General features: G+C 71.0%; 21 protein-coding genes. 9 read left to right on the top strand and 12 right to left on the bottom strand.

The window, feature by feature from the left end:
* Positions 1 to 14: 14 nt before the first annotated feature.
* Entirely contained in the window at positions 15 to 830 is an 816-nt protein-coding gene (locus ACWF79_RS21480) for a hypothetical protein (protein WP_453729716.1), read from the bottom strand.
* Positions 831 to 979: 149 nt separating this feature from the next.
* On the opposite strand from ACWF79_RS21480, the gene ACWF79_RS21475 reads away from it, so the two are divergent.
* Together ACWF79_RS21475 and ACWF79_RS21470 are read left to right on the top strand one after the other, a co-directional pair.
* On the top strand, positions 980 to 1,861 hold the full coding sequence (locus ACWF79_RS21475; RefSeq protein WP_453729715.1) for a DUF4097 family beta strand repeat-containing protein: 882 nt from the start codon (positions 980 to 982) through the stop codon (positions 1,859 to 1,861).
* A gap of 1 nt (position 1,862) precedes the next feature.
* A complete protein-coding gene (locus ACWF79_RS21470) occupies positions 1,863 to 2,753 on the top strand; it encodes a helix-turn-helix transcriptional regulator (RefSeq protein ID WP_453729714.1) in 891 nt (296 codons plus the stop codon).
* On the opposite strand, the gene ACWF79_RS21465 is transcribed toward ACWF79_RS21470, so the two are convergent.
* From ACWF79_RS21465 to ACWF79_RS21455, 3 genes are all read right to left on the bottom strand, one after another.
* Complete coding sequence (locus tag ACWF79_RS21465) at positions 2,750 to 4,171, bottom strand: cellulase family glycosylhydrolase (protein ID WP_453729713.1); 1,422 nt, start codon at positions 4,169 to 4,171, stop codon at positions 2,750 to 2,752. The genes ACWF79_RS21470 and ACWF79_RS21465 overlap by 4 nt on opposite strands.
* 86 nt (positions 4,172 to 4,257) lie before the next feature.
* Entirely contained in the window at positions 4,258 to 5,223 is a 966-nt protein-coding gene (locus ACWF79_RS21460; protein ID WP_453729712.1) for a zinc-binding dehydrogenase, read from the bottom strand.
* Positions 5,224 to 5,367: 144 nt separating this feature from the next.
* Positions 5,368 to 6,576: an NAD(P)-dependent malic enzyme gene (locus ACWF79_RS21455; protein WP_453729711.1), complete on the bottom strand. Its 1,209-nt coding sequence runs from the start codon at positions 6,574 to 6,576 to the stop codon at positions 5,368 to 5,370.
* 537 nt (positions 6,577 to 7,113) lie between these two features.
* On the opposite strand from ACWF79_RS21455, the gene ACWF79_RS21450 reads away from it, so the two are divergent.
* From ACWF79_RS21450 to ACWF79_RS21440, 3 genes are read left to right on the top strand one after another with little or no spacing between them, the layout of a single operon-like run.
* On the top strand, positions 7,114 to 8,073 hold the full coding sequence (locus tag ACWF79_RS21450; RefSeq protein WP_453729710.1) for an ABC transporter substrate-binding protein: 960 nt from the start codon (positions 7,114 to 7,116) through the stop codon (positions 8,071 to 8,073).
* 29 nt (positions 8,074 to 8,102) lie between these two features.
* Positions 8,103 to 9,050: an amino acid ABC transporter permease gene (locus tag ACWF79_RS21445; RefSeq protein ID WP_453729709.1), complete on the top strand. Its 948-nt coding sequence runs from the start codon at positions 8,103 to 8,105 to the stop codon at positions 9,048 to 9,050.
* 5 nt (positions 9,051 to 9,055) lie between these two features.
* A complete protein-coding gene (locus ACWF79_RS21440; protein WP_453729761.1) occupies positions 9,056 to 9,808 on the top strand; it encodes an amino acid ABC transporter ATP-binding protein in 753 nt (250 codons plus the stop codon).
* A gap of 65 nt (positions 9,809 to 9,873) precedes the next feature.
* Here the strand turns inward: ACWF79_RS21440 and ACWF79_RS21435 are convergent, their stop codons facing one another.
* The gene (locus tag ACWF79_RS21435) at positions 9,874 to 10,638 is read right to left on the bottom strand and encodes a class I SAM-dependent methyltransferase (RefSeq protein WP_453729708.1); all 765 of its coding nucleotides are present in this window, start codon (positions 10,636 to 10,638) and stop codon (positions 9,874 to 9,876) included.
* A gap of 94 nt (positions 10,639 to 10,732) precedes the next feature.
* Here ACWF79_RS21435 and ACWF79_RS21430 point away from each other — a divergent pair, with 94 nt between their 5' ends.
* Positions 10,733 to 11,362 carry a CGNR zinc finger domain-containing protein gene (locus tag ACWF79_RS21430; protein WP_453729707.1) on the top strand — a complete coding sequence of 210 codons (630 nt, stop codon included), beginning with the start codon at positions 10,733 to 10,735 and terminating at the stop codon, positions 11,360 to 11,362.
* Here ACWF79_RS21430 and sodX read toward each other — a convergent pair.
* Complete coding sequence (sodX, locus tag ACWF79_RS21425; RefSeq protein WP_453729706.1) at positions 11,266 to 11,700, bottom strand: nickel-type superoxide dismutase maturation protease; 435 nt, start codon at positions 11,698 to 11,700, stop codon at positions 11,266 to 11,268. The genes ACWF79_RS21430 and sodX overlap by 97 nt on opposite strands.
* Before the next feature lie 152 nt (positions 11,701 to 11,852).
* Here sodX and sodN point away from each other — a divergent pair, with 152 nt between their 5' ends.
* Positions 11,853 to 12,248: a superoxide dismutase, Ni gene (sodN, locus tag ACWF79_RS21420; RefSeq protein ID WP_361850540.1), complete on the top strand. Its 396-nt coding sequence runs from the start codon at positions 11,853 to 11,855 to the stop codon at positions 12,246 to 12,248.
* Positions 12,249 to 12,333: 85 nt separating this feature from the next.
* On the opposite strand, the gene ACWF79_RS21415 is transcribed toward sodN, so the two are convergent.
* From ACWF79_RS21415 to ACWF79_RS21405, 3 genes are read right to left on the bottom strand one after another with little or no spacing between them, the layout of a single operon-like run.
* On the bottom strand, positions 12,334 to 12,798 hold the full coding sequence (locus ACWF79_RS21415) for an N-acetyltransferase family protein (RefSeq protein WP_453729705.1): 465 nt from the start codon (positions 12,796 to 12,798) through the stop codon (positions 12,334 to 12,336).
* Entirely contained in the window at positions 12,795 to 13,313 is a 519-nt protein-coding gene (locus ACWF79_RS21410; RefSeq protein ID WP_453729704.1) for a hypothetical protein, read from the bottom strand. Before ACWF79_RS21410 ends, ACWF79_RS21415 begins: the two co-directional genes overlap by 4 nt.
* Positions 13,310 to 14,266 carry a LysR family transcriptional regulator gene (locus ACWF79_RS21405; RefSeq protein WP_453729703.1) on the bottom strand — a complete coding sequence of 319 codons (957 nt, stop codon included), beginning with the start codon at positions 14,264 to 14,266 and terminating at the stop codon, positions 13,310 to 13,312. Before ACWF79_RS21405 ends, ACWF79_RS21410 begins: the two co-directional genes overlap by 4 nt.
* A gap of 202 nt (positions 14,267 to 14,468) precedes the next feature.
* On the opposite strand from ACWF79_RS21405, the gene snpA reads away from it, so the two are divergent.
* Positions 14,469 to 15,128, top strand: a complete 660-nt coding sequence (gene snpA / locus ACWF79_RS21400; RefSeq protein WP_453729702.1) for a snapalysin — start codon at positions 14,469 to 14,471, stop codon at positions 15,126 to 15,128.
* 158 nt (positions 15,129 to 15,286) lie between these two features.
* Here the strand turns inward: snpA and ACWF79_RS21395 are convergent, their stop codons facing one another.
* Genes ACWF79_RS21395 through ACWF79_RS21385 form a run of 3 tightly spaced genes read right to left on the bottom strand, consistent with a single transcriptional unit; the run spans position 15,287 to position 16,700 of the window.
* Positions 15,287 to 15,706 (bottom strand): DUF6304 family protein, encoded by a 420-nt coding sequence (locus ACWF79_RS21395; protein WP_453729701.1) that lies wholly within the window; start codon positions 15,704 to 15,706, stop codon positions 15,287 to 15,289.
* 43 nt (positions 15,707 to 15,749) lie between these two features.
* Positions 15,750 to 16,091 carry a hypothetical protein gene (locus ACWF79_RS21390; protein ID WP_453729700.1) on the bottom strand — a complete coding sequence of 114 codons (342 nt, stop codon included), beginning with the start codon at positions 16,089 to 16,091 and terminating at the stop codon, positions 15,750 to 15,752.
* Between the two features lie 27 nt (positions 16,092 to 16,118).
* Positions 16,119 to 16,700, bottom strand: coding sequence for a dihydrofolate reductase family protein (locus tag ACWF79_RS21385; RefSeq protein WP_453729699.1), 582 nt, complete (start codon positions 16,698 to 16,700; stop codon positions 16,119 to 16,121).
* Positions 16,701 to 16,818: 118 nt separating this feature from the next.
* Here ACWF79_RS21385 and ACWF79_RS21380 point away from each other — a divergent pair, with 118 nt between their 5' ends.
* Positions 16,819 to 17,394 (top strand): TetR/AcrR family transcriptional regulator, encoded by a 576-nt coding sequence (locus ACWF79_RS21380; protein ID WP_453729698.1) that lies wholly within the window; start codon positions 16,819 to 16,821, stop codon positions 17,392 to 17,394.
* The last annotated feature ends 2 nt before the right edge of the window (positions 17,395 to 17,396 follow it).

Raw genomic sequence — 17,396 nt, 5'->3', positions numbered from 1 at the left:
ACCCCCTTCGGGGGTCACGGACCGCGCAGGTTGTCGTGGACGAGCCCCAGCGTGCCGTGTACGACGAGCAGCGCCCCGGCCGCCGTCCAGCCTCCGCTGCGGCGTCCGATGCCCCAGGCGAGCAGCGGCAACCCCGCCCCGAGTTGGGCCGCGCCGAGCAGCCGGGCCCTGGGACCACGCAGGTACGGGCCGAAGGGGCCGCCCTCCACCGCGACGAGTTCGGCGCGCACGGCGTCGCGCCAGCCCGACCATTCGAGCTGTTCCGCCCCCTGTGCCAGGGCGACCGAGCGGAGCCGGTCGGCGCTCTCGCCGGGGATGAGGCCCGTGGGCAGGACGAGGCCGACGCGGGTGAGGACGGCGGTCAGGCCGACGAGCCGGGCGTACGCGTCGGCGTCGCCGTCGGCCCGGGTGAGCGGCTCCAGTGCCTGGACGTCGAGAACGGGGTCGAGGGCGAGCCGGGCCGCGAAGGTGCGCATGGCCTCGTCCTCGCCGACCGGGGTGCCGTCCGCCAGCCAGGTGTAGCCGACGGTACGGCGGAATCCGGCCGCGAGGATGAAGCCCGCCCGGTCCGCGTCCCACCAGAGCGCGAGGACGGGCCAGGTGGCCGCGGAGACGGCCAGCGCGGTGGCCCAGCCGGTGACGACCCGCTCGACGGGCTCGCCGCCGTGGAGCCAGGGCTTCCCCTCCGGGACGACGACGCTCCATTCGGATCCGGCCGGGGCGAGGAGCAGTTGTTCGCGCAGCAGCTGGGCCGGTGGGCGGACCGCCGCGGGCTCGGCGCGGCAGAGCAGCAGCGCCCCCGCGGGGCGGGATCCGGATGTCGCGTTCATGGGGCCTTACGCTAGGCCAATTTGTCCTGTTACGAGAGCGAATGCCCACCCATGCCCCCTCCCGGCGGGGGTTGACTTCCCCGTTCCGCGATATATCGTGTCTACCGAGAGACGCGATATGTTGCGTCACCGAACGGGAGGTCAGCACGATGACAGAGTGGTCCGTGACCGAGCCGACGAAACTCACGCTGACCGAGCCCGTCACCTGCCTCCAGGTCCGCGTCGTCAACGGCACGGTGAACGTGGTGGGGACCGACGAGAGCGCCGCCCGCCTGGAGATCTCCGAGATCAAGGGCCCGCCGCTGACGGTGACCCAGGAGGGCTCGACCCTGACCGTCACCTATGACGACCTGCACTGGCAGGGCTTCCTCAAGTGGTTCGACCGCCACGGCCTGCGCCGCCGGGCCGTGGTCTCGGTGGCCGTCCCCGCCGGCACCGACGTCGAGGTGGGCGTCGCCGGGGCCGGCGCGGTGATCTCCGGCATCAAGGGGCGTACGGACGTCCGGGGCATCACGGGCGACACCACCCTCGTCGGGCTCTCCGGCCCCGTCCGCGCGGAGAGCGTCTCCGGCTCCTTCGAGGCCCACACCGTCACGGGCGCGCTGCGGGTCAGCACCGTGACCGGCGATCTGACCGTCATCGACGGTTCGGGCTCCTCCGTGAAGGCCGACACGGTCAGCGGGGACATGGTGATCGACCTCGACGCCGGCGAGCCGGCGGGCCCGCCCGCCGACATCCGCCTGACCAGCGTCTCCGGTGAGATCGCGCTGCGTCTTCCGCACCCGGCGGACGCCGAGGTCGACGCCAGCACCACGAGCGGCTCCGTCTCCAACGCCTTCGAGGACCTGCGGGTGGCCGGGCAGTGGGGCACGAAGAGCATCACCGGCACGCTCGGCGACGGCCGCGGCGCGCTCAAGGCCACGACGGTCTCCGGCTCGATCGCCCTGCTGCGCCGCCCGGACCCGGTCGCCACCGACGACGTCGACGGCTCCCCCACGACCCCCGCCACGCCCTCCGGAAAGGTGCTGTGACATGCCGCCCGTCTTCGCCCACGGCCGCCTGCGTCTCTATCTGCTCAAGCTCCTCGACGAGGCGCCCCGCCACGGCTACGAGGTGATCCGCCTTCTGGAGGAGCGGTTCCAGGGCCTGTACGCACCCTCGGCCGGCACGGTCTACCCCCGGCTCGCCAAGCTGGAGGCCGAGGGGCTGGTCACGCACGCCACCGAGGGCGGCCGCAAGGTGTACTCGCTCACCGACGCGGGCCGCGCGGAGCTGGCCGGCCGCGTCGGCGAACTGGACGACCTGGAGCAGGAGATCCGCGAGTCGGTCTCCGAGCTCGCCGCCGAGATCCGCGACGACGTGCGCGGGGCGGCGGGCAAGCTCCGCAGCGAGATGCGTGCGGCGGCGAGCGAGACCCGGCAGAAGGGCTCCTCGTTCGCCGACGCCAAGGACGAGCTGCGCCGCGCCAAGCAGGAGTGGAGGGAGCAGACCCGCCAGGCCCGTGAGGAGGCCCAGTCGGCGCGCCGGCAGGCCAAGGAGTTCCAGCGGATCGCCAAGCAGGTACAGGACCAGGTCCAGGACCGCTTCGCGCGGGGCGACTGGCCGACGGGCGTCTGGGAGGGCATCTCGGACATCACCGCCCAGCTGGGCGGTCTCGTCACGGGCACGACGCACCCGAAGGCCGCGGGCCGCGCCACCCCCGCCCCGGAGGAGGCCGCCCCGGAGTGGGCCCCGACGGTCGAGTCCACCGGCGACCCGGCCCGCGACCTGGACCGGCTCCTGGACCGGTTCCGCGACCACATCCGGGACTCCGCCAGGGACCACGGCGTGACGGCGTCCCAGCTGACCGAGGCCCGCCGCCATCTGTCGACGGCGGCGGACCACATCACGTCCCTCCTCCGCCCGGAGCGCAAGGACGCCTAGGGCCGGGCCCAGGGGGCTGCCCAGGGCCCGACCTCGGGCGCGATCCGGGTGGCGGTCACCGTCACCCGGGCGCCCGGCGCCGCGAGGACCCAGGCCGAGCCGCCGCCCTTGCCCACCCGGTGCACGATCGCCTTCCCCCGGGCCGTCACCTGCCAGGCGCCCGGGGGAAGGGAGAGCTCGGTGACCCGGGAGCCCCGGCGGGAGGCCGTGTACTCCAGGCGGTAGACGCCCGCCCCGGAGTCGTACGCGGCGGAGCCGACCGTGCCCGCGACCGCCTCCGCGTAGGGCTCGGCGGTCAGCTCCTTGTTCGTACGGAAGGCCCCGGCGCCGTCCACCGCGCAGTACCCGCCGCCGTAGCACCACACATAGCCGGCCCACCCGCTGCCGTACCGGCCGAGGGAGGCCATCGCCTCGCGGTAGAAGCGGTTCATGTTCGGCAGGGAGTTGTTGAGCGGCCCCCACTCCCCCACGACGACCGGGACCTTGTACTCCTTCGGGTACTGGGTCACGGCCTGCTCGTACGTCTCGATCCAGCCGGCCGCCGGGTCGTAGTCGGCGCCCGCCTCCATGGCGGTGTTGTAGAAGTGCGGGGCGTAGACGACCTTCGGGTCGTCGATCCTGCCGAGGCCCGTCGGCACGCCCTCGCCGACGATCGGGGTGGGCTCGACGAAGACCCAGGTGTCCCGGTCGACCGTACGGACCGCGTCCGCGAGCCGGTTGTACATCGGGGTCAGCTGCTCGCGCTCGATCCGCCGGGCGGCCGTCGGCAGGTCCTCGCCCTCGCGCAGCTCGCCCATGGGCTCGTTGATCAGGTCGTAGCCGAGGACGGCCGGGTGGTCCTCGAAGCGGTCGGCGAGCACCTTCCACATCGCGGCCTGGGCCCGCCGCAGGTCCTCGTCCTCGTAGAGGTGGGTGAAGGCGCGCTGCACGGCCGGTTCGAAGTACTCGGCGAACCAGTCGTCCGGGTGCGGGGTGAAGGGCAGTCCGTCGGTCCTGGTCGCCCAGGCGGGCACGCCCCGGTGGCCGAAGGCGGGTCCGAAGACGTCCTGGTGGGCGTCGATGAGCACATGGACGTCGTGCTTCTCCGCCCAGTCCAGGATGCGTTCGATCTTCCGCAGATAGCTCTGGCTGTACCGGCCGCGCTCCGGCTCCAGGTCGTCCCAGAAGACCAGCAGCCGGGCGAAGTTGAAGCCCTTCGCGCGCATGTCCCGGAAGTGGCGCTCGGTGACGGCGGAGAGGGCCTGCGCACCTCGGTTCGCCTTGTCCTCGACGTTCCAGCCGCGCAGGGTCAGGGCACGGCCGCGGTCGTCGGTGAGGACGGGTATGCCGGCGGGGCTCCCGGCGTGCGCGGCGCCGGTCGGGACGAGGAGCGCGGCGACAACGGCGCCTACGGCAAGGGTCGTTCGCAGCTTCCGCAACGTGGGCAATGTTCGAAACAAGGGAACCTCCGGCACGACGGTGTGATCGCAGTGCCGGAGATCCCATCAGCAGAACTGACGATCCATCAAGAGGTCGTCAGGACGACCTTCCCGAAGAGGTCGCCCGAAGCCATCTTCTCGAAGCCCTCGCGCGCCCGGTCCAGCGGCAGCACCTCGTCGATCACCGGCCGCAGGCCCGTGGTGGCGCAGAACGCCAGCAGGTCCTCCAGCTCGTCCTTCGAGCCCATGGTCGAGCCGACCACCTTGAGCTCCAGGAAGAAGATCCGCTTGAGCTCGGCGTGCGCGGGGCTGTCGCCGCTCGTGGCGCCCGAGATCACCAGGGTGCCGCCGGGGCGCAGCGACTTCACCGAATGCGACCACGTGGCGGCGCCGACGGTCTCGATGACGGCGTCCACCCGCTTCGGCAGCCGTGCGCCCGGCTCGTACGCCTCGACGGCGCCCAGCTCGACGGCCCGCTTCCGCTTGGCCTCGTCCCGGCTGGTGGCGAAGACGCGCAGACCGGCGGCGGCGCCGAGGGCGATGGCGGCGGTGGCGACTCCGCCGCCCGCGCCCTGGACCAGGACCGAGTCGCCGGGGCGCACCCCCGCGTTGGTGAAGAGCATGCGGTACGCGGTGAGCCAGGCGGTCGGGAGGCAGGAGGCCTCCTCGAAGGAGAGCTCCTTGGGCTTGGGGAGCACGTTCCAGGTGGGCACGGTGACGCGCTCGGCGAAGGTGCCCTGGTACCGCTCGGTCAGGATCGAGCGCGGCTCGTCGGGGCCGACCCCGTGACCGGTCTGGCCGATGACCGAGTGGAGGACGACCTCGTTCCCGTGCTCGTCGATGCCTGCGGCGTCGCAGCCGAGGATCATCGGCAGCCTCTCCTCGGGCAGCCCGACCCCGCGCAGCGACCAGAGGTCGTGGTGGTTGAGCGAGGCGGCCCTGACGGTGACGGTGGTCCACCCGGGGCGCACCTCGGGCTCGGGCCGCTCGCCCAGCTCAAGGCCGTTCAGCGGCTGGTCAGGGTCGATGCGGGCGGCATAGGCAGCGAACATGGCCCTGAGCGTAGGGTCCCCCACCGGCGCGACGGAACCACGCACGCCTGTGACACACGCATCAGGGCGGGGCTCCACGCGCGCGTGTAACGGTGAAGGGCCCCGCTCCTGCTGGAGCGGGGCCCTTCACACGTACCGGACGCCTCAGCGGCGCGCCACACCTTCGGCGCGGGCGGCGTCGGCGACCGCGGCGGCGACGGCCGGGGCGACACGCTCGTCGAACGGCGACGGGATCACGCAGTCGGCGGCGAGCTGGTCGCCCACCACATCCGCGATGGCGTTCGCCGCGGCGATCTTCATGCCCTCGGTGATCCGGGAGGCCCGGACCTGGAGGGCGCCCGCGAAGATGCCGGGGAAGGCGAGCACGTTGTTGATCTGGTTCGGGTAGTCCGAGCGGCCGGTCGCCACGACGGCCGCGTACTTGTGCGCGACGTCGGGGTGGACCTCGGGGTTCGGGTTGGCCATGGCGAACACGAACGCGTTAGGCGCCATGGACGCGACCGCGGCCTCGGGGACCGTACCGCCGGAGACGCCGATGAAGACGTCCGCCCCGGCCAGGGCGGTCTCCAGGGAGCCGACGAGGCCGGCCTTGTTGGTGATCTCGGCGAGCTCGCGCTTGACCGGGTTCAGGTCGTCGCGGTCGCGGCTGACGATGCCCTTGCGGTCCGTGACGGCGACGTCACCGAGCCCCGCCTCCAGGAGGAACTTGGCGATGGCGACCCCGGCAGCGCCGGCGCCGGAGATGACCGCGCGCAGCTCGCCGAGGCCACGGCCGGTCAGCTTCGCCGCGTTGCGGAGCGCGGCGAGGGTGACGACGGCGGTGCCGTGCTGGTCGTCGTGGAAGACGGGGATGTCCAGGCGCTCCTGGAGCTTGCGCTCGATCTCGAAGCACCGCGGCGCCGAGATGTCCTCCAGGTTCACTCCACCGAAGGAGGGAGCGAGCCGGACGACGGTCTCCACGATCTCGTCGGTGTCGGTGGTGGCGAGCGCGATCGGCACCGCGTCCACGCCGCCGAACTGCTTGAAGAGGATCGCTTTCCCCTCCATGACCGGAAGCGAGGCCTCCGGGCCGATGTCGCCGAGTCCGAGCACCGCCGTACCGTCGGTCACGACCGCGACGACCTGGGACTTCCAGGTGTAGTCGTGGACCAGCTCCGGCTGCTCGGCAATCGCGGTGCACACCTTGGCGACGCCGGGCGTGTACGCGAGGGACAGGTCGTCCTTGTCGCGCAGCGGCACCGTGGCCGAGATGGCCATCTTGCCGCCGCGGTGCAGCGCGAAGGCCGGATCGAAGGGCTCCTGAGCCCCGTCCGTACCGCTCTCGCTGCGAGGATTGACGATCTCCGCTGCCATTGGGTTGACCCCTTAAGTCTTCTTCATTTGAGGGTGGCCACTCCTTGTTGAGGAGGGGTGGGCGGGTCCCGCGGTCGCCGTGTCTGGCAACCGCGCGGGCGCGCCGCACAACGCGCCCTGAGCCCCGGATGAGGGGTGTAAGGATCCTTCTTACCGGACGTACATCACCGTAGACGAGTCCATTACGGAGCGGTGATGCGGCTCATACGGCCGCAATGGCACCTTGCGCGGAGCGGGCGCGTCGCCCCATGTCCGGACAAGTTCTCGTGTAGACCGGATGGTGGCCTTCGCGCCGTCCGGATGGCGAGATCAACCGGAGATTTTCCGGTCTCGGGGAGCATTCCCCGGAAGAGGTCCGGCCCGTATTCACCGGCCCTCCGAGATTCGGGGATCACCCGTTACCCGATTTTGACATGCGTGGCCGTCTGAATGACGCGGTCCGAATGGCAAGATGCGCGTAATCACACGAGGTCGCGACACCCGAAGGTGCGTGCGCGCGGCCTATGGCAACTCCCCACCCGCCGGAGGAACCCGACCATGACCGCACGCTCCACGCGCCGTACGACCGCCAAGACCCGCACCTCCCGTCTTGCCGCGGTCGCCGCCATCGCGGTCGCCGGCTCCATGCTGCTGACCGCCTGCGGCGACCAGACCGAGGGCGGCTCCGCCGGCGACGCCACGAAGCCCGCCGGCTCGTCCGCCCCCCTCTTCTCCAAGCTGCCCGCCGACATCCAGAAGGCCGGTGTCATCAAGGTCGGCACGGACGCGTCCTACGCCCCCATGGAGTTCACCGAGGGCGGCAAGATCGTCGGTGTGGACCCGGACATCGCCGAGGCGCTCTCCAAGCAGCTCGGGGTGAAGTTCCAGTTCACCTCGGGCACCTTCGACGGCCTGATCACCTCGCTGGAGACCGGCCGCCAGGACCTGATCATGTCCTCGATGACGGACAACAAGAAGCGTCAGGAGGGGCTGGACGACTCGGGCAAGAAGATCGGCAAGGGCATCGACTTCGTCGACTACTTCAGCTCCGGCGTCTCGCTCCTCGTCAAGAAGGGCAACCCGCAGGGCGTCAACTCCCTCGACGACCTGTGCGGCAAGACGGTCGCCGTCCAGCGCGGCACGATCTACGAGGACACCTTCAAGGCGCAGGCCACGAAGTGCGGCTCGAACAAGCTCACGATCCAGGCGTTCGACACGGACGCCGAGGCCCAGACCCGCGTCAAGGCCGGCGGCGCCGTCGCCGACCTGAACGACTACCCGGTCGCCGCGTACATCGCGAAGACCTCGGGCGGCGGCAACGACTTCGAGGTCGTCGGCAGCCAGAGCGACGTCGGCCTCTTCGGCATCGGCGTCTCGAAGGAGAAGACCCAGCTGCGTGACGCCGTCAAGGAAGCCCTTGACGCCATCATCAAGGACGGCTCGTACGAGAAGGTCCTGGAGAAGTGGGACGTCAAGGACAGCGCCGTCAAGCAGGCCACGATCAACGCCGGCAAGTGACCTCCGCGCTCCTCTGAAGGGCAGTCGTTGTGACTGACAAGATCGACAAGGGTCCGGCCGCCGCACCGGCCGGACCCGGCGCCTCGGGTGTTCCGTACGAGGCGATCAAGGCAATTCCCGTGAGGCACGTCGGACGCTGGATCAGTGCCATCGTCGTCGTCGTGCTCCTCGGCTGGCTCGTCTACGCCTTCTCCCAGGGCAACGTCATCTGGGACACGGTGTGGGACAAGCTGTTCGACACCTCGGTCCTCGAGGGCCTGTGGAACACGGTCGTCATCAGCGTCGCGTCCATGGCGCTGGGCCTCGTGCTCGGCGTCCTGTTCGCGGTGATGCGGCTCTCGAAGAACCCGGTGACCGGCGCGGTCGCCTGGCTCTACATCTGGTTCTTCCGCGGCACGCCGGTCTACGTCCAGCTGCTCGTCTGGTTCAACCTGTCGCTGATCTTCGAGTACATCAACCTCGGGCCGATCTACAAGAACGAGACCGTGGACGTCATGACGCCGTTCATGGTCGCGCTCCTGGGTCTCGGCCTCAACGAGGGCGCGTACATGGCGGAGATCGTCCGGGCCGGCATCCAGTCGGTCGACGAGGGCCAGACCGAGGCCGCGCACGCGCTCGGCATGTCGCAGACGAAGACCATGCGCAGGGTCGTCCTTCCGCAGGCGATGCGGGTGATCGTGCCGCCCACGGGCAACGAGTTCATCAACATGCTGAAGACCTCGTCGCTGGTCTCGGCGGTGCAGTACACCGAGCTCCTGCGGGCCTCGTCGAACATCGGCAGCACGGCCGGCGCCGTGATGGAGATGCTGTTCGTGGCCTCCATCTGGTACCTCGCCCTGACCAGCGTGTTCAGCGTCGGCCAGTACTACCTGGAGCGGCACTTCGCCCGTGGTTCGCTGCGGAGCCTGCCGCCGACACCGTGGCAGCGGGTCCGCGCCAACCTCAACATGTTCAAGCGTTCGGAGGTGGCCAAGTGACCGCCATGGTCAAGGCCGAGGGCGTCCACAAGTCCTACGGAGCCGCCCACATCCTCCGGGGCATCGACCTCGAGGTCGCACCCCGCGAGGTCTTCTGCCTGGTCGGCCCGTCCGGCTCCGGCAAGTCCACGTTCCTGCGGTGCATCAACCACCTGGAGCGGGTCGACGGCGGACGGCTCTCCGTCGACGGCCAGCTGGTGGGCTACCGCCAGAAGGGCGACAAGCTCTACGAGCTGAAGGACAGCGAGGTCGCGGCCCAGCGCCGGGACATCGGCATGGTCTTCCAGCGCTTCAACCTGTTCCCGCACATGACGGCCCTGGCCAATGTCATGGAGGCGCCGATCCAGGTGAAGGGCGAGACGAGGGCGGTGGCCCGGGAGCGGGCCGAGCGGCTGCTCGACCGGGTCGGCCTGGCCGACAAGGCCGGGAACTACCCCTCGCAGCTCTCCGGCGGCCAGCAGCAGCGCGTGGCCATCGCCCGCGCGCTGGCGATGGAGCCGAAGCTGATGCTCTTCGACGAGCCGACGTCGGCGCTCGACCCGGAGCTGGTCGGTGACGTCCTCGACGTCATGCGCGACCTGGCCGAGTCCGGCATGACGATGATCGTCGTGACGCACGAGATGGGCTTCGCCCGCGAGGTCGGCGACTCGCTCGTCTTCATGGACGGCGGTGTGGTGGTCGAGTCGGGTCACCCGCGTGACGTCCTGGGCAATCCGCAGCACGACCGGACGAAGGCGTTCCTGTCCAAGGTGCTGTAAGAGCCGGTACGGCGAAGGGGCGGTACGGAGATCGATCCGTACCGCCCCTTCCGCATGACGGAGGCCTACTTCAGGGCGAGCAGGAGCGTGTCGGAGGGCGAGGCCCAGACGGGGCGGGCCTCGTCGAATCCGGCGGCGCGAAGGATCTCGGCGTGGCGGCGGGCGGAGGGCGTGTCGCCGTCGGCGTGCTCACCGTAGATCTCGAAGCGGCGGGCGGTCGGCTCGGCGAGGACGGGGTCCTGGGCGGCCACGGCCCACCATTCGGCCCAGTCGAGGGCCCCGGCGGCCTTGGCGCGGTCCATGGCGGCGTGCCGGTGGGCGCGCTCGGCGGCGTTGATCCGGGGAGTGGTCTCGTCGATCATGTGGTCGGCGTTCATGAAGACGCCGCCGTCCCGGACGAGGCCGGCGAGCTGCCCGTAGAGCGCGGTGAGCGGCTCGGTGTGCAGCCAGTGGAGCGCGGTGGCGGTGAGCACCGCGTCGAAGGAGCCGGACGGCAGGGCCTCGGTCCAGCGGGGGTCCTTGAGGTCGGCGGTCACGAAGGTGACGCGCTCGTCGCCGGCGAAGTACCCCTCGGCGATGGCGAGCAGGGCGGGGTCGAGGTCGACGCCGACGCCGGTCGCCTTCGGGAACCGCTTGAGGAGCCGATCCGTAATACTCCCTGTACCGCACGCCAGGTCGAGGACGCGGGGCTCCGGCCCCACCACGGCCTCGACCATGTCGAGCATCACGCGGAACCGCTCCTCGCGGTCCGGCATGTACCACTCCTGCTGGCGGTCCCAGCTCTCCTGCCAGGCCGCCCAGTCGGTTCCGATAGTAGCCGCGTCCGTCATGCCCTGCCTCCACCTTCTTCGTAATACCCTCGAAGGGGAACCGTCCATTACCCCCTCCGGACCCGACCCTAGACCTCCGCCGTAAGGACTACAAGTGGAACTGGCCTATTACTCGGATTACGCCGTACGTCTGGTCAACACCGAGGAGCCGGCCCGCGGCAAGGACTCCCTGACGTCGGTCGAGGCGGTCCGTGAGCTCTTCGGCGCGTCCTCCCAGATGGCCCGGCGGGCGACGGACGCCGATGTGACGCGCTTCCGTTCGGTACGCGCCAGGCTGCGGGCGGTCTTCACCGCGGCGGACGAGGGCGAGCACACCCAGGCGGTGGACCTGCTGAACTCACTGCTCCTGGAGTTCCCGGTCAGCCCGCAGATCTCGGGCCATGACTTCCTGGACGACGAGGGGCACCCGCGCTGGCACATGCACCTCGCCGACCACCCCTCGAACGCGACGGCGGGCTACGCGGCGATCGCGGCGATGGGACTCGCCTTCCACCTCACGGAGTTCGGCGCCGACCGGCTCGGCCTCTGCCAGGCGCCGCCGTGCCGGAACGCCTACCTGGACACCTCGACCAACCGCTCCCGCCGCTACTGCTCGGACCGCTGCGCGACCCGGGCCAACGTGGCGGCCTACCGGGCCCGCAAGCGCCTGGAGGCGGAACGGTCGGAGGAGACGGGCCTGACGGCGGAGAACAGCCAGGAGAGCACGACACCGGCCGACCGCTGACGCCCGGGGGTGACGGGCCGGTACCGGGCCCGTACGCGGCCGAGCACCAGCTCGGCCGGGACGACCCCGAAGACACGACTGTCGCCCTCGGCGTCCGGATTGTCCCCGAGCACCCACCACCCCCCGACCTGTCGCTCGATCAGCCGCTTGACGATGAGGAGATCCTGCTGGAGCGGGTGACGCAGCACGGCCACGCTCCCGGGCCGCAGCCGTCCCCCGTAGTGCACGAGGAGCTGGTCTCCGTGGAGCAGCGTGGGCACCATCGACACCCCCGTCACCTCGGCGATCCCGAACACGGGCCCGGCCACCCGCCCCGGCTCCCGCCCCGCGTCCACCATCCGACACCTCCCGATCCGATCTGATCCGATCGTCCACGAGTCCCATGGTGACCCTGGACTTTTGTCCTAAGCCCCTGGGGGCGCTCGCGAAAACCGCCTTCTCGGGGAGTAATCTCCCACCTGAGAAGACGATCACGAGGAAGGACAGCTGCATGCTCTCCCGCCTGTTTGCCCCCAAGGTGAAGGTCAGCGCCCACTGCGACCTCCCCTGCGGTGTGTACGACCCGGCCCAGGCCCGCATCGAGGCCGAGTCGGTCAAGGCCGTCCAGGAGAAGTACCAGGCCAACGAGGACGCGCACTTCCGCGCGCGCGCCACGGTCATCAAGGAACAGCGTGCGGAGCTCGCGAAGCACCACATCTCCGTGCTGTGGAGCGACTACTTCAAGCCCCCGCACTTCGAGAAGTACCCCGAGCTGCACACGCTCATCAACGACACCCTGAAGGCCCTCTCGGCCGCGAAGGCCTCGACGGACCCGAAGACGGGCGAGAAGGCGCTGGAGCTCATCGCCGAGGTCGACCGCATCTTCTGGGAGACGAAGAAGGCCTGACCTTCCTCCCTCCCGGCGTCACCCGAAGGGCCCGACCGGCAACCCCGGTCGGGCCCTTCGGCGTGTGGCCGAAGCGTGCCGGGACTCAGGTGACCGTGAGGGAGTAGCGGAGTTTCTGCTTCGACGTGGCGCCCAGGCGGTCGTAGAAGCGGATCGCGCCCTCGTTCCACGTCGGGGTCTGCCACTGGATCTCCGTCAGGCCCAGGGACTGGGCCTCCGCGCGCAGGGCGGCCATGAAGAGGGGGCCGAGGCCCTGGCCGCGTTCCGTCGCCGAGAGGTAGAGGCAGTCCATGTGGAGGTACTCGGCGCCGTCCCAGGTGGAGAGCTCCGGGGCGCACGTGGCGTAGCCGACCAGGCGGCCGTCCGGGATCTCCGCCACCAGGCAGCGCAGCCGGGAGCGTTCGCCGAAGAGCAGGGCCGCCAGGCGGGTCGCCAGGCCCGGGGCCGGGGGTGAGGCCTTCTCGTACGCCGCGTGTTCGGCGGCCAGTTCGGCCACCCGGTCGAGGTCCTCCGGGCGGGCGTGGCGGATGCGGGCCGCGGCGGCGGTCAACGGAGGGCGCCTTCGACGACGTCGGCCGACCACGCCTCGACGCGCTCGGCCGGCGTTCCCCGGCCGTCCAGGACGTGTCGGACGAACGCGTCCCGTTCGTGCGCCAGCACCGCCGCCTCCCAGACGCAGGGGGCCAGGCCCTGGCGGCCCGGGCGCAGTTCCTCCGGGCGGCCCGCCGGGCCCGTCCAGAGGGCCAGATCCGACATGTAGCCCTCGATCCAGCTGTGGACGAGGACGTAGTCCCCGTCGGCGCCCGCGTGCAGGATCACCACCGCGAGCCCCAGCGCGCCCCCGTGCCGCCCCAGCGCCAGTTGGTCCGCCGCGATCCGCAGGGCGGGCGCGAGCTCCGGCTCGCCGACCGTGCGGCCGGGCGCCTCGATCGCGTACACCTTCGCGAGCTGCCCGCCGGCCTCCCGCGTCCCCCACGCCCGCGCCGTCCGGGTGTGGTGCCCCTCCGCCAGCGCCTTCAGCGCCGTCTCGTCGACCAGCGCCGCCAGTTCCGTACGATCCGTCATACCGTCATCATGCCCGGCCCCACCGACATCCCGTTCCGGTGCAGCCACTGCCGGTACGGCGCCGCCCGCAGCGCCGCCTCCCAGTAGGCGGCCACCAGGTCGTCGTAGAGCGGGTCGAGCGCGGCCCCCTCGCGCGCGTAGAGCAGCAGACGCACCGCCAGGGGGTCGTCCCGTAAGGGCCGGATCGCCATGTCCTCGCGCGGCAACGATGTCGGCTGGCACGGCGCCACGGCCTCGCCGAGGACGATCAGGGACGCCGCCGTGTGGTAGTCGCCGTGCAGCAGCGGCGGGTCGATGCCCGCCTGGCTCAGGACGCGCCGCAGCCCGTCCCACTCGCCGTCCACCGTCGGGTCGACCATCCAGCGGTCCTCGGCGAGGTCGGTCAAATCCACCACCGCTCGTTTCGCCGCCGGGTGGTCCGGGGCCATCGAGACGAACTGCGGCTCCCGTTCGACCAGGACCCGCGCCTGGAGGCCGTCCGGCACGCGCAGCGGGCACCCCTCGACCTCGTGGACGAAGGCCACGTCCAGCTGGCCCGTCGCGACCGACCGCACCAGGGCGTTGGCGGAGACGTCCATGTGGAGGGCGATGTCGGTGCCCGGGAGCCCCTGGCGCAGTCGGCGCAGCCAGCCCGGCAGGGCCCTGCTCGCCGTCGACCCGACCCGCAGCCGGGGCCCGCCGGAGCGGGCCGCCTCGGCCCTGGTCTCGGTGATCAGCGTCGCCATCTGGTCGACCAACGGCCGGGCCCGGCTGAGCACCGAGCGGCCGAACGGGGTGGGCCGGCAGCCGGTGCGGCCGCGCGAGAACAGCTCCGCGCCCAGGGAGTTCTCGATCCGGCGCAGCTGTGTCGTCAACGAGGGCTGGCTCATGCCCAGTTGCCGCGCCGCCTTGTGCAGACTGCCCGCCTCCGCGATGGCGCAGAGCGCGCGCAGATGCCTCACCTCCAGCTCCATGCCCAGAGGGTAGGACGGCGTCGGGGGCCGCACCAGACACCCAAGTCGCACCAATTCCCTGTGATTGCAGGGAAGTTCAGACAGACTGAACGACGGCTCGACGGATCGCGAGTGATGCCTTTGTGCTATCGCCTGCTGCCATCATCCGTACGCGCCCCGGCTCCCCCGACACTCTCTCCAACCGACCCAGGAGGAGCCCCCCATGCGACACCCCAAGGTCCTCACCGCCTCCCTCGCCGCGACCCTCGGCCTCGGCCTCGCCGCCGCGCTCGGCGCCGCCCCGGTGGCCGCCGCCGCCCCGTCCTCGGCGAACGCGACCACGACCGCCGGATACGCCGCCTACGCCGGATCCGCCGAGGACGCCAAGGCCACCAAGGCGTTCCACGAGGCCGTCATGAGGTCCGTGGCGAAGAAGCGGGCCGCCAACCCCGGCGCGGCCGCCGTCACGGTCGTCTACAGCGCCGCCAACGCCCCGAGCTTCCGCACCCAGATCGCCCGGAGCACCCAGATATGGAACAGCTCGGTCGTCAACGTACGGCTGGTGGAGGGCAGCAGCCCTGACTTCCGCTACTACGAGGGCAATGACTCGCGCGGCTCGTACGCCAGCACCGACGGCCACGGCAACGGCTACATCTTCCTCGACTACCGCCAGAACCAGCAGTACAACTCCACCCGTGTCACCGCCCACGAGACCGGGCACGTCCTCGGTCTCCCCGACCACTACTCGGGCCCGTGCAGCGAGCTGATGTCCGGCGGCGGCCCGGGCACCTCCTGCCAGAACGCCCAGCCCAACGCCCAGGAGCGGGCGCGCGTCGACCAGCTGTGGCGCTACGGCCTCGCCTCGGCGGCCAAGAACTTCTAGCCCGTACGGGACACCCGGCGGGGCGGGCGGTCACGGCCGTCCGCCCCGCCTCACGCGGGGGCGGGGGGCCGCCGGACGCCACGGTGCCGGGCCGCCCGCACGCCCTCCGCGCCGGGCCGGCCGAACGCCACGGCGTGCGGGAGCCGCCCCGCGCCGCCTCAGGCCGTCTGGAGCAGGCGGCGGCCGAACGTCGCGCCGGCCGGGAGCTGGCGCCTCACCCGGTCGAGCGCGTCCTCGAAGTCGCCACCGGCGATGCCCGATTCGAAGGCCGCCCCGCCGTAGTGCAGCGTCAGGCTCAGGTCCGCCCGCTCGCCGAGCGTCAGCAGACAGCTGAGGGTGGCCTGCTGGGTGACACCGTCCAGGACGACGGGAAGCGGCAGATCCCATTCCAGGACGCACCCGGTGAGGGCCTCGCCGCCCTTCTCCGCCGCGCGCAGGGCGGCGAAGCTCGCGCCCGTGTACGCGACTCCCCTGATGCGGGCGGACACCTGCTGTCCGTCCACCGTGATCGCGATCGCTTCCGCGCCGCTGCGGTCCCGGTACCAGCCGGTCCAGACTTCTGTCGACTCCGATGACATGCGCGGACTGTAGCGGTCGGAACGCTTCCTTCGCGCGGCCTGGTCACCCTGTGGCCGGACTTCTCCCGATCTCGCCGTTCTTGCCGGTCACGTGCGGGGGAGCGGCTTCCGTGCCGCCTTCGGGAGCGCGCTCCGGTGCGGCGGCCGCACCCCCTTCCACGGGCGCCGCCGAGGTCTCCTCCGGGCCGTCGCCGTTCCCGTCGGTGTCCTCATGCCGGACGTACCGCGTACACCGCGGATTCCGGCACGGCTGCACTTCCCACTCCGGCACCCAGGCCCCGAGGACCTTGTGCCGCTTCGCGACGATACCGACGGGGCGTCCGCAGGCCGGGCACGTGGGCGTGGCCTGCGGATCCCGTACCGTACGCGGGGTCTCGCTGCCCATACCTCCCAGGGTAGGGCGCGCCTGTGGTCACCGCTTCCTGGTGTACGTCCGGACGAGCACCCCGTTGTCGAAGGTGCGCACCTCGCCCAGTTCGAAGTCGCGGGGCGCGAAGTCGGCGCCGAACATCGGCATGCCGGAGCCGTAGACCTGCGGGTACGTCTTGATGATCAGCTCGTCGATCTCGTCGACCAGCGCACCCGCGATCTGGGAACCGCCGCAGAGCCAGATGCCGAGCGGGCTGTCCTCGGCCTTGAGTTCGCGGACCCTGCCGACGAGGTCGTCGGCGATCAGCTCGACGTTCGGGTCGGGCGACTCGGTGAGCGAGCGGGTCGCGACGATCTCCCGCAGGTGGGCGTAGGGGCTGGTGACGCCGATGTCCAGGGCGAGCTTGTACGAGTTCAGGCCCTGGACGACGGTGTCGAAGTGCTTGTGGTCGGCGTCGATGCCGAGCGGGACGCGCCCCTGGGTGGGGATCGTCTCCGGGTACTCGCCGGCCAGGAACTCCATGTACGTCCCGCTCGTGAACGCGAACATGGACGAGGCGTCCCCCTGGGGGTCACCGATGAAGCCGTCGATGGAGCAGGCGATGAAATAGGTGAGCTTGCGCAAACCGGTCCTTTTCGTCTTCAGGTGTGGGCTGCGGTCGCAACCACGACGGCTATAGTGCTTCACCTGTAGTGGTTACGCAAGAGCTATCTTCCGACGAGAAGTGGAATCAGGAGGTCCGGTGGCCAGGAACCCGGAACGCCGTACGGCCCTGCTCGACGCGGCGATCGAGGTGCTCGCGGACGAAGGTGCCCGTGGGCTCACCTTCCGGGCGGTCGACGCCCGGGCGGGTGTCCCCACGGGCACCTCGTCCAACTACTTCAGCGACCGGGACCTGCTGCTGTCCCAGGTCGCCGACCGCATCTTCGTCCGGATGACCCCGGACCCTGGTTCCGTGGCCACGGCCCTGCGGCCGGAGCCCAGCCGGGAGCTCGTCGTCGAGCTGATGCGCTGGCTCGCCCGGCGGTTGGCCGCCGAACGCACCTGCTATCTGGGCCTCTTCGAGCTCAGGCTGGAGGCCACGCGCCGACCCGAGCTGCGCACGCAGCTCACCAAGGTGCTGCGGTCCGATCTGGACTTCAACATCCGCACGCACATCGAGTCCGGAATGCCGGGCGACGCGGACACGGTGCGGCTGCTCTACTTCTCCCTCACGGGGCTGCTCTTCGACCACTTCACCGTGCCCGGCCTGCACGGGGACCGCGAGCTGGACGACCTCATCGAGACCGTGGTCAGCCGCATCGTGCCGGAGACCTGAGC

This window comes from Streptomyces sp. NPDC054975 (assembly GCF_053609105.1).
The sequence above is the reverse complement of the archived record's forward strand: the minus strand, read 5'-3'. Positions and strand labels throughout refer to the sequence as shown.

Coding starts and splice junctions, on each gene's coding strand:
- ACWF79_RS21440 (WP_453729761.1), top strand. CDS start 9,056: ATGGTCAAGGCCGAGGGCGTCCACAAGTCCTACGGAGCCGCCCACATC.
- ACWF79_RS21470 (WP_453729714.1), top strand. CDS start 1,863: ATGCCGCCCGTCTTCGCCCACGGCCGCCTGCGTCTCTATCTGCTCAAG.
- snpA (WP_453729702.1), top strand. CDS start 14,469: ATGCGACACCCCAAGGTCCTCACCGCCTCCCTCGCCGCGACCCTCGGC.
- ACWF79_RS21390 (WP_453729700.1), bottom strand. CDS start 16,091: ATGGGCAGCGAGACCCCGCGTACGGTACGGGATCCGCAGGCCACGCCC.
- ACWF79_RS21395 (WP_453729701.1), bottom strand. CDS start 15,706: ATGTCATCGGAGTCGACAGAAGTCTGGACCGGCTGGTACCGGGACCGC.
- ACWF79_RS21455 (WP_453729711.1), bottom strand. CDS start 6,576: ATGGCAGCGGAGATCGTCAATCCTCGCAGCGAGAGCGGTACGGACGGG.
- sodN (WP_361850540.1), top strand. CDS start 11,853: ATGCTCTCCCGCCTGTTTGCCCCCAAGGTGAAGGTCAGCGCCCACTGC.
- ACWF79_RS21460 (WP_453729712.1), bottom strand. CDS start 5,223: ATGTTCGCTGCCTATGCCGCCCGCATCGACCCTGACCAGCCGCTGAAC.
- sodX (WP_453729706.1), bottom strand. CDS start 11,700: ATGGTGGACGCGGGGCGGGAGCCGGGGCGGGTGGCCGGGCCCGTGTTC.
- ACWF79_RS21480 (WP_453729716.1), bottom strand. CDS start 830: ATGAACGCGACATCCGGATCCCGCCCCGCGGGGGCGCTGCTGCTCTGC.
- ACWF79_RS21405 (WP_453729703.1), bottom strand. CDS start 14,266: ATGGAGCTGGAGGTGAGGCATCTGCGCGCGCTCTGCGCCATCGCGGAG.
- ACWF79_RS21410 (WP_453729704.1), bottom strand. CDS start 13,313: ATGACGGATCGTACGGAACTGGCGGCGCTGGTCGACGAGACGGCGCTG.
- ACWF79_RS21435 (WP_453729708.1), bottom strand. CDS start 10,638: ATGACGGACGCGGCTACTATCGGAACCGACTGGGCGGCCTGGCAGGAG.
- ACWF79_RS21475 (WP_453729715.1), top strand. CDS start 980: ATGACAGAGTGGTCCGTGACCGAGCCGACGAAACTCACGCTGACCGAG.
- ACWF79_RS21450 (WP_453729710.1), top strand. CDS start 7,114: ATGACCGCACGCTCCACGCGCCGTACGACCGCCAAGACCCGCACCTCC.